Origin of the sequence: Enterococcus sp. BWT-B8 (genome assembly GCF_020567625.1) — a bacterium.
Taxonomy (GTDB): domain Bacteria; phylum Bacillota; class Bacilli; order Lactobacillales; family Enterococcaceae; genus Enterococcus_L.
In genome coordinates this window covers 13,226-27,395 of the sequence record NZ_JAJDJV010000012.1, presented here as the reverse complement: position 1 = coordinate 27,395, position 14,170 = coordinate 13,226, and the positions used below count along the sequence as shown (strand labels likewise).

General features: G+C 39.2%; 12 protein-coding genes. 7 read left to right on the top strand and 5 right to left on the bottom strand.

The genetic code is table 11. The features are described from left to right. Positions 1–66: 66 nt before the first annotated feature. Positions 67–1,014 carry an ABC transporter permease gene (locus LI951_RS11465; RefSeq protein ID WP_229442312.1) on the top strand — a complete coding sequence of 316 codons (948 nt, stop codon included), beginning with the start codon at positions 67–69 and terminating at the stop codon, positions 1,012–1,014. Beyond that, positions 1,014–1,817: an ABC transporter ATP-binding protein gene (locus tag LI951_RS11460; protein ID WP_202066263.1), complete on the top strand. Its 804-nt coding sequence runs from the start codon at positions 1,014–1,016 to the stop codon at positions 1,815–1,817. Before LI951_RS11465 ends, LI951_RS11460 begins: the two co-directional genes overlap by 1 nt. 54 nt (positions 1,818–1,871) lie before the next feature. Here the strand turns inward: LI951_RS11460 and LI951_RS11455 are convergent, their stop codons facing one another. After that, positions 1,872–2,084, bottom strand: a complete 213-nt coding sequence (locus LI951_RS11455; RefSeq protein ID WP_229442265.1) for a zinc ribbon domain-containing protein — start codon at positions 2,082–2,084, stop codon at positions 1,872–1,874. 194 nt (positions 2,085–2,278) lie between these two features. Between LI951_RS11455 and LI951_RS11450 the strand changes: the two genes are divergently transcribed. Further along, the gene (locus LI951_RS11450) at positions 2,279–3,256 is read left to right on the top strand and encodes a biotin--[acetyl-CoA-carboxylase] ligase (protein ID WP_202066253.1); all 978 of its coding nucleotides are present in this window, start codon (positions 2,279–2,281) and stop codon (positions 3,254–3,256) included. A gap of 4 nt (positions 3,257–3,260) precedes the next feature. On the opposite strand, the gene menA is transcribed toward LI951_RS11450, so the two are convergent. The 3 genes from menA to pplA form a co-directional block, all read right to left on the bottom strand. After that, a complete protein-coding gene (gene menA / locus LI951_RS11445; RefSeq protein WP_202066251.1) occupies positions 3,261–4,220 on the bottom strand; it encodes a 1,4-dihydroxy-2-naphthoate polyprenyltransferase in 960 nt (319 codons plus the stop codon). Between the two features lie 12 nt (positions 4,221–4,232). After that, positions 4,233–5,309: an FAD:protein FMN transferase gene (locus tag LI951_RS11440; RefSeq protein ID WP_229442264.1), complete on the bottom strand. Its 1,077-nt coding sequence runs from the start codon at positions 5,307–5,309 to the stop codon at positions 4,233–4,235. 797 nt (positions 5,310–6,106) lie between these two features. Beyond that, positions 6,107–7,042 (bottom strand): extracellular electron transfer flavoprotein PplA, encoded by a 936-nt coding sequence (gene pplA, locus LI951_RS11435; RefSeq protein ID WP_202066247.1) that lies wholly within the window; start codon positions 7,040–7,042, stop codon positions 6,107–6,109. A gap of 293 nt (positions 7,043–7,335) precedes the next feature. Here pplA and LI951_RS11430 point away from each other — a divergent pair, with 293 nt between their 5' ends. The 4 genes from LI951_RS11430 to LI951_RS11415 all read left to right on the top strand — a co-directional run bounded on the left by LI951_RS11430 (position 7,336) and on the right by LI951_RS11415 (position 11,929). Next, complete coding sequence (locus LI951_RS11430; protein ID WP_202066246.1) at positions 7,336–9,264, top strand: NAD(P)/FAD-dependent oxidoreductase; 1,929 nt, start codon at positions 7,336–7,338, stop codon at positions 9,262–9,264. Between the two features lie 667 nt (positions 9,265–9,931). Next, positions 9,932–10,348 (top strand): NusG domain II-containing protein, encoded by a 417-nt coding sequence (locus tag LI951_RS11425; protein WP_202066244.1) that lies wholly within the window; start codon positions 9,932–9,934, stop codon positions 10,346–10,348. A 17-nt stretch (positions 10,349–10,365) separates the two neighbouring features. Further along, positions 10,366–10,920: a Gx transporter family protein gene (locus LI951_RS11420; protein WP_202066234.1), complete on the top strand. Its 555-nt coding sequence runs from the start codon at positions 10,366–10,368 to the stop codon at positions 10,918–10,920. Positions 10,921–10,942: 22 nt separating this feature from the next. Beyond that, positions 10,943–11,929 (top strand): polyprenyl synthetase family protein, encoded by a 987-nt coding sequence (locus LI951_RS11415; RefSeq protein ID WP_229442263.1) that lies wholly within the window; start codon positions 10,943–10,945, stop codon positions 11,927–11,929. Between the two features lie 287 nt (positions 11,930–12,216). Here LI951_RS11415 and gor read toward each other — a convergent pair whose 3' ends face one another. Continuing rightward, a complete protein-coding gene (gene gor, locus LI951_RS11410) occupies positions 12,217–13,569 on the bottom strand; it encodes a glutathione-disulfide reductase (RefSeq protein WP_202066230.1) in 1,353 nt (450 codons plus the stop codon). Between the last annotated feature and the right edge of the window lie 601 nt (positions 13,570–14,170).

The following is a 14,170-nucleotide window of genomic DNA, read 5'->3' as shown; positions in this document are numbered from 1 at the left end:
AGCAGCCTCTGCAGGTTCCAGGCGATACACCTACACAATTTACTTGAAAGAAGCTGATTTTTTTTGATATCCAATCTGATAACTATTTTCCTTTCTTCCTCAGCTCAGGGACTCTTGTGGTCTTTGTTGGCAATCGGTGTTTTTCTTACTTACCGTATTTTGGACATCGCTGATTTAACAACGGAAGGAAGCTTTCCTTTAGGCGGTGCAGCAGCTGCTGTCACCTTAACAAAAGACATGGACTCTTGGCCTGCTTTCCTGCAGCCTGTATTTGAGAGCCATCCGCTGGTACTCCCTGTTACAGCTCTTATCTTTGCTTTTATTTCAGGAGCATTAGCCGGTTTTGTTTCAGGCATTCTCCACACAAAACTAAAAATTCCTGCATTGCTTGCCGGAATTATTACGATGACAGGACTTTACAGTATTAACTCCCGCATCATGGGTGCGCCTAATATTTCACTGCTGGGTACACAGACCATTTTCACTCAGGCTCAGGCAATGGGCATGAATAAAGTTTACAGTGTCATTTTTGTTGGACTGATCGTGGTTATTCTGGTTATAGCATTACTGACATTATTCTTTAAAACTGAAATTGGATTGGCGACACGGTCAACCGGCGACAATATTGAAATGAGTCAGGCGAACGGCATCAATACGGACCGGATGAAAACTATCGGCTATATGCTTTCCAATGGCTGTATTGCCATGTCAGGTGCTCTTCTAGTGCAAAATAACAACTTTGCTGACTTAAACTCAGGAATCGGTACAATTGTTATTGGTCTGGCTTCAATTATTATTGCTGAAGTGTTATTCAAAAACAAACCGCTGATGTTCCGCATGATTACGATTGTAATTGGTGCAGTTGTGTACCGATTTATCCTAGCCTGCGTGCTGGAACTGAATGTAGATGCAGCAGATCTTAAACTGTTTTCGGCTATTATTCTGGTCATCTGTCTATCTTCACCGCTTATTCAGAAAAAACTGAAATTACCTAAGAAAAGAGGGGTCCGCTAATGTCAGCTGTATTGACCATCGAGAACCTTCATCAGTATTTTGAACGGGGAACTGTCAATGAAAATCATGTACTGAAAGGGATTAACTTAACCATTAACAAAGGCGAATTCATTACGATTATCGGCGGAAACGGCGCCGGAAAATCCACCTTGCTTAACAGCATTGCAGGAACACTTCCCATTGAAGAAGGAAGAATGGAAATGAACGGAAAAAATATTACCAAACAAAAAGTTGTAGTACGTTCCAGAGAAATCAGCCGAGTCTTCCAAGATCCCAAGATGGGAACAGCGGTGCGGTTAACTGTAGAAGAAAATATGGCTTTGGCAATGAAACGTGGACAAAAGCGCGGACTTGGCAGCGGCGTTCGTAAAAGCAACAGAGATTTCTTTAAGGAGCAGCTGGCTAAACTAAATCTTAATTTGGAAAATCGACTGACTGCTGAAATTGGACTGCTTTCAGGCGGACAGCGTCAGGCAATTACCTTGCTGATGGCTACACTTATTCGTCCTGAATTGATTTTACTGGATGAACACACAGCAGCTCTAGATCCAAAAACCTCGATTACTGTTATGGAGCTGACTGACAAATTGATTAAAGAACAGCAGCTGACTGCTTTCATGGTTACCCATAACATGGAAGATGCTATTCGTTACGGCAACCGTCTAATTATGCTTCATCAGGGTTCTATTGTTGTCGATATTGACGAAGAAAAGAAAAAAGATTTGACCGTCAATGAGCTGATGGACATGTTCCATAAAAACAGCGGAACAGAATTAAAGGATGATCAGCTGCTGTTGGTTTGATAAACATATTAAAAAGAAGCAAAGCCTTTTTTTCAGGTTTTGCTTCTTCTTTTATCATCCATTCGTCAGGAAATCCAAAATATCCCAACCGCTGGATGTTGCTCCTCTGTATAGTTCTGTATAGCCGCACTGTGCACAACTGATTGTGATAAACTTCTTGTTCTGAACATCAAAAATCTTGGCAAAATTTCCTCCCGTTGCCTGAAACTGATCTGAAACATAATGTGTGTGTCCGCATTTCTCACAGATGTATTGCTTTTTTTCCATTTCTTCTTCCTCATTTCTTTTATCCATGCCCAAATTATATCAAATCCGCACAGCTGATACATACATCTAAGGAATGAATTTTTACTTCTTTTTTCTCCATCTCCAATTGTTTTCTATGCTATTATTAACAGGAAGAACATTTCAAATAATCTGTAAGCATAAACTATACATTTATCGAATAGAGAGGTAAACCCATGTCAACAAGAAGCAATGTTTTAACACTACTGATGGAAAAAGCCCCTAACTTCATCTCCGGAGAAGAGATGGCACAGCAGCTGTCTGTTTCAAGAACTGCTATATGGAAAGCCGTAAATGAATTAAAAAAGGAAGGACATCTCATCAACAGCGGTACCAATAAAGGCTATCAGTATCAGCCTTCTGATATTCTATCAGCTGAAGGAATTCAACTTCATCTAGCACCAGATCTGCCAAAGCTTTCCATCAAAATTCTGGAGGGATCAGCCTCCACCATGGATGATGCCAAGCTATCAGCGATACTGGGAGAACCTGCCAATACTTTGGTCGTCGCAGACACTCAGGAAGCACCAAAAGGACGGTTCGGACGACCGTTTTTCGCTAAAAAAGGCGGCGGTATCTATATGAGTATTCTTCTCCGTCCAAATCAAGTGTTCGAAGAGATGGCTCAATATACGACAATTATGGCGGTTGCCATTGCCGAAGCAATTGAGGAACTGACCGATCAGATCACTGAAATAAAGTGGGTGAATGATCTATATATTAATGGAAAAAAAGTCTGCGGCATTCTTTCCGAAGCAATTAGTGACGTTGAATCTGGTCAAATCACTACTATAATCATTGGAATGGGTATTAATTTCTCCATCAGACAGGAGGAATTCCCTGAAGAGATTCAACAGAAAGCAACCTCTCTCTTCAGCAGTTCTCTGCCGACAATTACCAGAAATGAACTAATTTCAGCAATCTGGAACCATTTCTATACCATACTCAACGAAGATAATCTTGAGTATATGGAACGTTACCGAAAAAAATCATTTGTCCTTGGCAAGGAAGTCACGTTTGTTCAGAACAATCAGGAATATCAGGGATATGCAGCAACCATTAATAATCGAGGAGAACTAATTGTGCAGCTGCATGACGGCTCTGAAAAAATTCTTTCTTCCGGTGAAATAAGTTTAAAAAAAATCCAGAGCTGATTAATCAGCTCTGGATTTTTTCAAGTATAATTGTCAACAACAATCCTAAGATATAGCTGCCGTTAAAAATAATTAAATTATTGATGGAATGCCGGAAGCTTTTTGGCTCCGGCAGTTCTTTTCGAAACTGCAGCAGATTCTTGCGGATTTTTGGAAATGCGGCAAGAACAATTAAAATCGGCCAACGGAAAATTCCGAAAACAAACCCCAGCAAGATCACTGCGTAGCAGGACAGCATCAGCAGCTGAAACAATAAAGCTCCCTGCTTTCTGCCAATATAATAAACCAGCGTATAGCGATGATTTTCAATATCTGTATCAAGATCCCTCAAATTATTTGCCAGCATAATATTCGCAATTGTCAATACTAACGGCAAAGAGGCCCAAACAATTGCCAGAACCTGCCAGAAATTTCCGTCCAGAGAAAACGTTCCTTTATCGAAATCCACAGCCAGATAAAAAGGCGGATGTTCCGTTGTGTTTAAATAGACTACTATTGCAAAAATACCTAACCCCATTGTTATGCCGCTGAAAATTTCCCCCAACGGCATTCGAGATAATGGAACAGGTCCAAAAGTATAGAAAATTCCTATTAAGCAGCAGATTCCGCCCATAATCAGAAGCATCCAGCCGGTCTGAACAGCCAGTGTCACTCCAATAACTGCTGCAAAGCCTATCATGCCGAAAATCATGTTCCGTACCAGCGTTGGAGAAATACCTGATCTGCCGATAATATTTTGCTTGTATTTATAAGTCTCAGATTTTGCCTTCTGATAATCCATATAGTTATTGATTGCTGTTGTAGCCATATCAAAAACAATCATACCTACAAAAAACAGTAGTGTATGCATAAGCGAAAACTGGTGAAAATAAGTAATTGAGAACAACACACCTACTACAAATGGAAATAAGCTGGCCAATTTTGTGCGAATCTCCACAACTTCTAAAAACACTTTTAGCGACATTTTTTCTGCTCCTTATTCTAGTTCTAAATTGTTCCCCATAGTATAACCTGAGTCTTCTCCCAGTTCAAAGTTTCCTTCAATATCTTCGCTGATATAAACCTTATCATCCTTTGTAACAAAAACAGCATCTACATCTTCCAAACTTTCAACGTATTCCAAGCCCTTTTTCACACCCATTGAAAAGACTGCTGTAGAAAGACCGTCACCATCAATTGATTTTTTAGTGATAATAGTGACTCCTGCAATATCATTATCAAAGGGGTAGCCTGTTTCAGAATCAAATAAATGATGATAGGTTTCTCCGTTGACTTTCAAATATCTTTCATAAATACCGGAAGTAACTAACGTCATATTCCGCTCTTTTACAGTGCCAATTACCGTGTTTCTAGCTTTATTCGGGTCTTGTATCCCAACCGTCCAATCCTCGTCTTCACCTCTTGGGCTGTGCCCAAGAACATAAACATTTCCGCCTAAATCAACAATAGCTGTAGTCACACCATTATCTTCCATGACTTTAACCACTTCGTCTGTAATATATCCTTTAGCAATCGCACCCAGATCAAGTGCCATCCCTTTTTCTTCCAAATAAACAGTTTTTTCTTCATCATCCAAAATTACTTTATGGTAGTCGACAAATTTCAGTGCCTCATCAATCTCATCCTGGGAGGGTTTACGGGCATCATCAAAGCCAATATGCCACAGTTCTGTAATCGGACCGATTGCCATGTCAAAGCCGCCTTGTGAATCTTCACTGTATTCATACGCACGTTTTAACAAACTGTAAACATCATCAGAGACTTTTACCGGCTTAACGCCTGCATTCTTATTGACCTCATCAATCTCTGAACCTTCCTCATTTACTGTAATTTTATCACCGAGCTCCTTGATTCGATCAAAAGCCTCATCAAGTACAGCTTCTTTTCCATCATCATAAATTCTCAACTCTACATAGGTGCCCAATAGTAATTCCTTTTGTGAATAAGGCTCTTTATTCACCTTGGCTTCTTCTTTTTTACCGGTACCACAGCCTGTAACGATCACTAATAAAAAAACAAGAGCAACACCAGCCCATAATCTTTTGTTTCTCATACACTCTGCCTCCTGTATAACACTGTCTATAAGTTAACACTAAAACCATCTTCAAGTATAATGCAGTGTTTCTGATTTAACTAGTAAAATAATTTTTTTGACAAAAATGTTTTTTCACCTTGCACTGATACGAGAGATCCCCTCCAAGCTGAAGCCGTTTCTGAACTATATCCCCCAACTACCTATTTTGTCAGCTCCAGTTTCATCTTCTTTGTAATACTTACTAAAATCAGTTTGATTTATCTCTGCTGATCATATTAATTTTTGCACGTTTTTCAAAAACAACAAAATACTGCTATTTTCTGTTCAGCAGTATGTAATCATAAAGCAAAATTGAAGCCACCTAAAGTTTTCTATTTTATTTATATGTATACCAAACACATGCAGACAGCTTGTATCACAACACACCGTCTTCATTTTTCCAAAGTCTTCCTATTTATATGTGAATCTTGTAATCAAGAATCCGATAAAACTTTATGTTCATTTTTTATAACAGACTTTTTCCGTTAAGAAAGAGGTCGGGACAAAAACGATCAGCTCCGAGAATTAAGAAGGTATATCCGAAAATTGTCAAGGAACACTAGTCATAATATGACTAGCTGTGAATTGATACCTCCCTGGAGCTACTCATATTTTCAGGATCGTTCGGCTTAATTCCGAAGGAGTTGCTCCTGCGGTTACTCGTCGCAAAAAGAATTTTTGCTTTTGTACCGCCGTTTATTCGGGTGTAGATATGAAGAGAGTTTGGAACTTTATTTCTGTCCCAAACTCAGAATCGTATGCTGCTCATTTAGAAATTATTTTTTCATTACAATGTTGTCAACGATGATTTCAGCAGTGTCGCCTTTTTCAGCAGCATTGATTAATTGTTCAGCATAAATTACAAAGCTGTGATAGCTGTGAGTTGCGCCTGATACTACATCCATATCAGCAGGAGTTCCATCCTCTTCACCCATAGCTTTAACAAACGCCTCATTGAATGCAGGAATGAATGCTTCTGGATTAGTACCAGCTTTTTCTTTCATGCTTTCATTGTAGTCAGCATTATCTTTTTTAGATTCGCCATCGTCATTTACGTTGTCATAATTTGACTCTGTAATTTTCCCATCTTTTACAACCATAGAGAATTCTGTATGGTATCCATTAGAGTTATTTTTTTCTTTCAACGTATATGTGCCGTCTTTAAGGTCAGCACCATTATCGATTTCAATTGTATCTGTATTTCCAGCCTGAGCTGCTTGAATCAATTGTTGTGCATAGTTTTGGAATGAATCAAATGAATGCGTTGCACCTGATACTACATCAATACTTGATGGAGATTGTTTGGCAACCAGCTCTTCATTAAATTTAGGAATAAACTCTTCAGGGTTTGTACCTGCTTTATCTTTCATATTTTTGTTGTAGTCAGCATCATCAACTTTTGATTTGCCGTCTTCATTCACGTTGTCATAGTTAGACTCTGTAATTTTTCCATCTTTTACAGTAATTTCAAAAGACACACGGTAACCATTAGAGTAATTCTTTTCTTCTAATTTATACGTGCCATCCTGTAAATCAGCTCCTGCCTCTTTCACTGCTTCAGTTGAGGATTCTTCAGTTGCAGCCGAAGTTTCTGATGTTGCAGTACTTGATGATGAAGCTCCAGTATCTTTATTGTCTGATCCGCAAGCTGCCAATACTAATGTTGACAATGCAATAGCTGTAAAGCCTTTTACAAATTTTGCTGTTCTCATTTTTTGGTCCACCTTTTCATTTTTTATACTACTTTCCTAGTTGTAAAAACTAGTCACAACAAAAGATTGTGATTTAATTAACATTCTAACTAATTCCCCATCTATGTCAATATCCGGACGAAATAAAAGCAAATATTTATCAGTTTTTCACAAGTTTCTAATGTAAATTCGCTTATTTCTCAAAATCTGTGAATTGTTATTAGACAAATGACTAAAGTCGCTATATAATTAAACACGATTGCGAAATTATGATCAATATTATACTTTTATTATGGTTAAGGAGCGGATTATCAATGACAAAGCAAAAAATTGTCGTTGTAGGTGCGGGTTATGCTGGAGTTTCAGCAACTAAATTTTTAGCAAAAAAATTGAAAAAGGACGATGTTGAGATCACATTGATCGATCGTCATTCTTACCACACTATGATGACAGAATTGCACGAAGTAGCAGGAGGACGTGTAGAACCAACAGCTATTCAATACGACTTGCAGCGGTTATTCTCACGTAAAAAGAATGTTCATCTAGTTACAGATACAGTCACTGGAATTGATAAAGACAACAAAATTGTCAAAACAAAATTAGGATCTTACGAGTTCGATCAACTGATTATCGGTATGGGAGGAGAACCAAACGATTTTGGCACTCCCGGTGTTAAAGAAAACGGCTTTACTCTGTGGTCATTTGAGGACTCTTTGAAAATTCGTGAACATATTGAAGCAACAGTAGAAAAAGCTGCCATCGAACCAGATTCTGAAGTTCGTAAAGCAATGCTGACCTTTGTTGTCTGCGGTTCAGGATTTACAGGAATTGAAATGATTGGCGAGCTGATTGACTGGAAAGATCGTCTGGCAAAAGATTCAAAACTTGATCCAAGTGAATTTACTTTAATGGTAGTTGAAGCAATGCCGACTATCCTTAATATGCTGACTCGTAATGATGCAGCCAAGGCAGAACGCTACATGGAGAAAAAACAGGTAAAACTACTGAAAAGCTCTCCTATCGTTGAAGTTGCAGCAGATCACATTAAATTAGAAGACGGCTCAGAAGTACCAACACACACACTGATTTGGACAGCAGGTGTAAAAGCAACTTCTGATGCTGCTGATTTCGGTTTGGAAGCTGCCCGCGGAAATCGTTTGATCGCTAACGAATACATGCAGGCAAAAGGATACGAAGATAAAAATATTTATATCATTGGAGATTTGGTGTATTACGAAGAATTCCCTGATACTCCGACACCGCAAATCGTTCAGGCTGCTGAACAAACTGGTCATACTGCTGCTGCAAACATTGTAGCAAGCATTAAAGGCGGAGAAAAACATAAATTTAAAGGGAATTATCAAGGCTTCATGGTTTCAATTGGTGCAAAATGGGGTGTGGCGAATCTTTTTGACAAGATTCATCTGAGCGGCTTCCTTGCTATCATCATGAAACATATTGTCAACTTGAAGTATTTCTTTGATATTCGTTCAGGATACTACATGTTCCAGTATATGATGCATGAATTCTTCCACATTAAAGATGATCGAAATGTTACCAGAGGACATTCTTCACGTTATGGAAATGTCTTATGGAGTGTTCCCCTGCGTATTTTCTACGGAATGATGTGGCTGGTGGAATCAATGAAAAAAATTGTCGGTACCGGCGATTATCTGAACCCAAGTACTTGGTTTGGTGAAGGATCATGGTTTACTGACAAAGTTGTCTTCCCATTCCCTTGGCTTCAGGAACAAGTAACATCCGGAGCTTCAGAAGTAGCTGAAGCAACAACGGCAGCCAGCGGAGCAGCTGATACAGCTGCGGAGGCAGTGACTCAAACAGCTCATTTTGGTCTGAGCTATGCATATGGTGAAGAACCAATGATGGTCTTTGAGCACATGCCAAAATGGTTCGAAAGCGTAATGAAATTCATGATGCCGAATCAGGAAGTGGCATTGTTCTTCCAAAAATTCATGACAATTGTTGAAGTATTAATTGCTTTGGCACTAATTGCAGGTTTATTCACTTGGTTATCAAGTGCAGTTACAATTGGTTTAGTTGGAGCTTTCTGTCTATCAGGAATGTTTTACTGGGTAAACATCTGGTTTATTTTCGTTGCTCTTGCTTTGATGAACGGTTCCGGTCGGGCAATTGGGCTGGACCGCTGGGTAATTCCTTGGCTGCAGCGTAAACTGGGTAAATGGTGGTACGGTACACCGAAATCAAGATACGGCACCAAATAGAGGATGGTAACGATTGAAAGTTCTAGGGGATCAGCCTAGAACTTTCTTTTCACTTATACAATTTACTGCATACATTCTTCTTTCAATAAAAATAAGGAAAGCCGCATACAATACCTAGGTGCTAAGAACCTCGGATTCTCGCACCTAAAACTGGATTCTGTTTACAAACCCGTCATTCACCGCAGCGAGCAGTCTTTAATCTCTTTATCCGCTGCCTGAAACGAATGAATAAGTATTTTTATTATGTAGCTGAAAAAGCCGAAGAAGCTAAAACAGGCTGGGATATCTAAGCTTATTTTACTGATCGGATGACAGTTGAAGCAAAAAAGTCAGCTTACGATGATTTAACTGCAGAAAATTGGGACTGTGACAAAAGTATGTCTGAGATCCCTAAAACCAAATAAACGGTGTTCCAGAAGCTGTCTCTTCGGAAATAAGTAGAACTATACTGAAAATATGAGTAGCTATTTTCGTATATTCCGACTTATTTCTTGAGACAGAACACTTCTGTCACAACCTCGAATAATGAGGACTGATTTTTATCAACCTTTTAACTGGCTAATTGAAGAATTAGCACACTAACTTTAAGTTTATTCCTATTGAAAAAATAAGATTTAGATTATCATTAATAAAAGAGACAGAGACTGTATATCTAAGGAGGAGAATTATGAACGTAAAAGACTTCATCAAAAAAAGCTACTTACGTCCCTGGGATGTTATTATTATTATTATTTTAGCAGTCAGTTCTTTTCTCCCTCTGGTTGTATTCGGTATACAAAGCAATGAAGACGTTACCTTGCAGGCTGTTTTAAAAGTTGATGGCAAAATAGTCAAAACATTTGATTTGAAGGAAGGAACTCCTTCTTATACATATAAATACGAAGATCCTGACGGGGATTATAACCTGATAGAAGTGGACGGCAGCAGGATACGAATAAAAGAAGCAAACTGCGGTGATTTGGCTTGTGTCCGCCGTGGCTGGATTTCAAAACCTGGAGAAACACCAATCGCCTGCCTGCCGCATAATTTATTTATTACAGTCGAAGCTTCAGACGGAAATGAGGACGGCAGTCTGATTTACTAAGATTGCCGGAAAAATATATGACGAAATTACAAAAAGAAATTTATATTTCCATGCTGGTTGCGCAAGGTGTGATTATTTCTCTATTGGAAAACATGATCCCCTACCCTTTTTCTTTTGCTCCCGGAGCAAAGCTGGGGCTGGCGAACCTAATCACAATTATTGCGATTTTTACGATGAAGAGAAATCAGGTATTGTTTTTAATTTGTATGCGCCTTGTTTTATCCACGCTTCTAGGTGGAACGCTTTCCACGTTCTTTTACAGTGCAAGCGGAGCTTTACTCAGCTACTTGGGAATGATTCTGGTCAAGCAGCTTGGTCCTAAACGCGTCAGCATCATCGGAATCAGTGCTGTTGGCGGTTTCCTGCATAATGTCGGACAACTTTTTACAACGTCATTTTTTGCTCAGTCATGGGCTCCAATGCTCTATCTGCCATTTCTGTCATTTTTTGGATTACTGTCAGGGATCGCCATTGGCATCGCAGCAAATTACTTATTAAAACATGTGCAGACTCTTCGCAAATTTCAATTGGATTACGAACAGAGTACGAAACAAAAATGGGAGATTTTTTAAAACGAACTGAAGGAGCTATTCTATGAAGATCCATCAAATGTGGGAACCCTATCCCTCTTTAGCCAAAGAACTGGAAACTACACTGTCTTTAATGGAGAGGAATATTCAAATAAAAAATGAAGAGATTGAGCAGGCAATCTTATCTATGATTCGTTCGGGGGGAAAGCTGCTAAGACCGGCATATCAGCTGCTGTTTTCTCAATTCGGAAAAGAAGAAAATCAAGAACGGGCAGTCGCCTTGGCTGCGTCCCTTGAAATGCTGCATACTGCGACACTGATTCACGATGATATTGTTGACGAAGCGGATATCCGCAGAAACCTGCCGACAATACACTCACAATTCGGTAATCAAACTGCTGTTTATGCTGGAGACTATCTTCTGATTTGCTGTTTTAAGCTTTTAGCTGACTACTCCTCTTCACTGAAAAGTATTCAGTTGAACTCCTTAAGTATCGATAAAATTCTGTCAGGAGAATTGGGACAGATGGATACTCGATATGACACAGAAATGACTGTTGATCAATACATTGAAAATATCTCTGGAAAAACTGCCGAACTTTTTGCCCTAAGCTGCTTTATTGGTGCCTATGAAAGCGGCTGTTCACTTCAGTTTGCCAATAAATGCAAAGAGATTGGCAAAAATATTGGGTTGGCATTTCAAATTATTGATGACATCCTTGACTACACACAGTCTTCTTCACATATAGGAAAACCTGTTCTGGAAGACATGAAACAAGGTGTTTATTCACTACCGCTGCTCTATGCACTGAAGAAAAACAAAAAAGAACTGCTGCCATACTTGAAGAAAAAAGATCAATTATCCGCAGAAGATACACAAGCCGTGTATCAGCTTGTACATACGTCTGGCGGTGTAAAGAAAGCACAACAGCTTGCTGACGCCTATACAAAAAAAGCACTGAAAAACATTCAGAAACTACCTGATACAGAAAAACAGACAAAAAGAATACTATTGGAAATTACGGAGAAAATCTTGGTGCGGACATCATAAGAAAAATACTTTTATAACTGAAAGAGACCCAATTGGAAGTTTAGATATTGAAGTGCCCCCAAAAAGTTAGACTTTTTGGGGGCACTTCATATAACTTTCGATTGAGCCTTTTTTAGTTAACATTCATTGGTTCTATGTCAGTACAACTTTCATATTCCAGTATTGGTACGAATATTTGAATATGAAAGGTTTCAGGATTGACAATTCTAATACTCGTACCATAGTAAATGTCACCATCCAGAATTATCTTGGATACTGCATTACTTTGTTTTTTATTGAGACAACAATTATCTCATCGTAACAAATTCTTCTGCTCCTGTTGGATGAATAGCAACTGTATTGTCAAAATCCTTCTTTGTTGCCCCCATTTTTATTGCAACGGCAAAGCCCTGCAGCATCTCATCAACACCTAGGCCAATTGCATGCAGACCGACAATCTTTTCGTCGTTGCCGACACAGATCATTTTTATATCAGATTTTTGACGGTATTCACCCAAAGCAAAATACATTGGAGTAAAGCTGGATGTATAAAGTTTTATTTGGTCCTGACCATATTTTTCTACTGCTTCTCGCTCAGTAAGTCCTACTGTTCCAATAGTTGGATGCGTAAATACCACAGTAGGAATGGTCTCATAGTCCAGGTGTTCATCTGTCTTACCGTTAAAAATACGCTCTGACAACCGTCTGCCCGCAGCGATTGCAACCGGAGTCAGATCAATTTTGCCAATCACATCTCCAACAGCATAGATCCCCTTCTGAGTTGTATTCTGATATTTATCTACTTTAACGTACCCTTTTTCGTCCAGTTCAATAGAAGTATTTTCTAATCCCAATTGATCCGTATTGGGCTCTCTGCCTGTTCCAAAAAGAACACAGTCAGTTATAATCGTCTGCCCATTTTCAAAAGCTATTTCCAGCTCTCCTGAATCTTTCTTTTCAATAAATTTAGGCACAGAATTAGGATACAGCTTCATCCCATCTGCTTCATAGTGCTCAACCACTTTTGAAGAAAGCATTTCATCAAAACTGCGTAAAGGGTGATCTTTTCTGAATGCCCAGTGAACCTCGCTGCCCAAGCCAAGTACTGTTCCAGCAAGTTCAGCGGCAATATATCCTGCACCCACCACCACTATATGTCTAGGTAATTCTTCCAAAGCGAAAAATCCATTGGAATCAATGGCATATTCTTCTCCGGGAATTCCTAATTTACTCGGACGTCCGCCTGTTGCGATCAAAATATTGGGTGCTGTATATCTTTCACCACCTGCTTTAATTATTTGCTTATCAACAAAGATGCCATATTCTTTTATACGCTCTACATGATTACTGTCCAATCCACGTTGATAAGCGGTGTGCAGAAATTCAATATATTTTTCACGATGCTGAACCAGCTGATAAAAATCAAATGAACGCAAGGCTACATCAAAACCGTAGCCCGCTGCATCCCGAGTCATCATTTCCATCATGCTGCTGGCCTGCCACATCACTTTTTTCGGTACGCAGCCGACATTTACACAAGTTCCGCCAATCGCTCCGCCTTCCAGCAGCAGTACCTTTGCTCCGTGCATACCGGCGCGATTTGCAGAAGCAATACCGCCGCTTCCGCCGCCAATCACAATATAATCATATTCTTTAACCATTTTTTATCCTCCTCTGCTTAAGAAAAAGGGTCTGTATGTCTGAGATCCCTAAAACCGAATAAACGGTGTTCCAGAAGTTGTCTCTTCGGAAATAAGTCGGACTATACTGAAAATATGAGTAGCTCCAGGGAGGTATCAATTCACAGCTAGTCATATTATGACTAGTGTTCCTTGACAATTTTCGTATAGTCCGACTTATTGACATAAATCACTACGATTGACTCGTCAGAGTAGATGATGCATGTTACCTACCTGGTTCTTGAGACAGAACACTTCTGTCACAACCTCTTGATACCGAATAATCGGTCTTCCAGTCTTTATATGCCTCTGCGGTTATCTATCTCTTTGTATATGGAATAAATTCTGACAAAATTTCCCACCGGAGCACTGCATACCATTCTGATAACCGACTTTCTATTACGGAAAAATTCTTGTATCTACAAGTCTCACTACACTTCGTTTCGATCTCATCAATTTCTAAATGGCAAAGCCACTAAGAATCGAAGGACCATGTTTGATTTTCAATATAAACGCGTCTATTTGGAAAAGCGTCAGCATATCTTACAATGACCATAGGATATATGACGAGCATTCGAAAAAG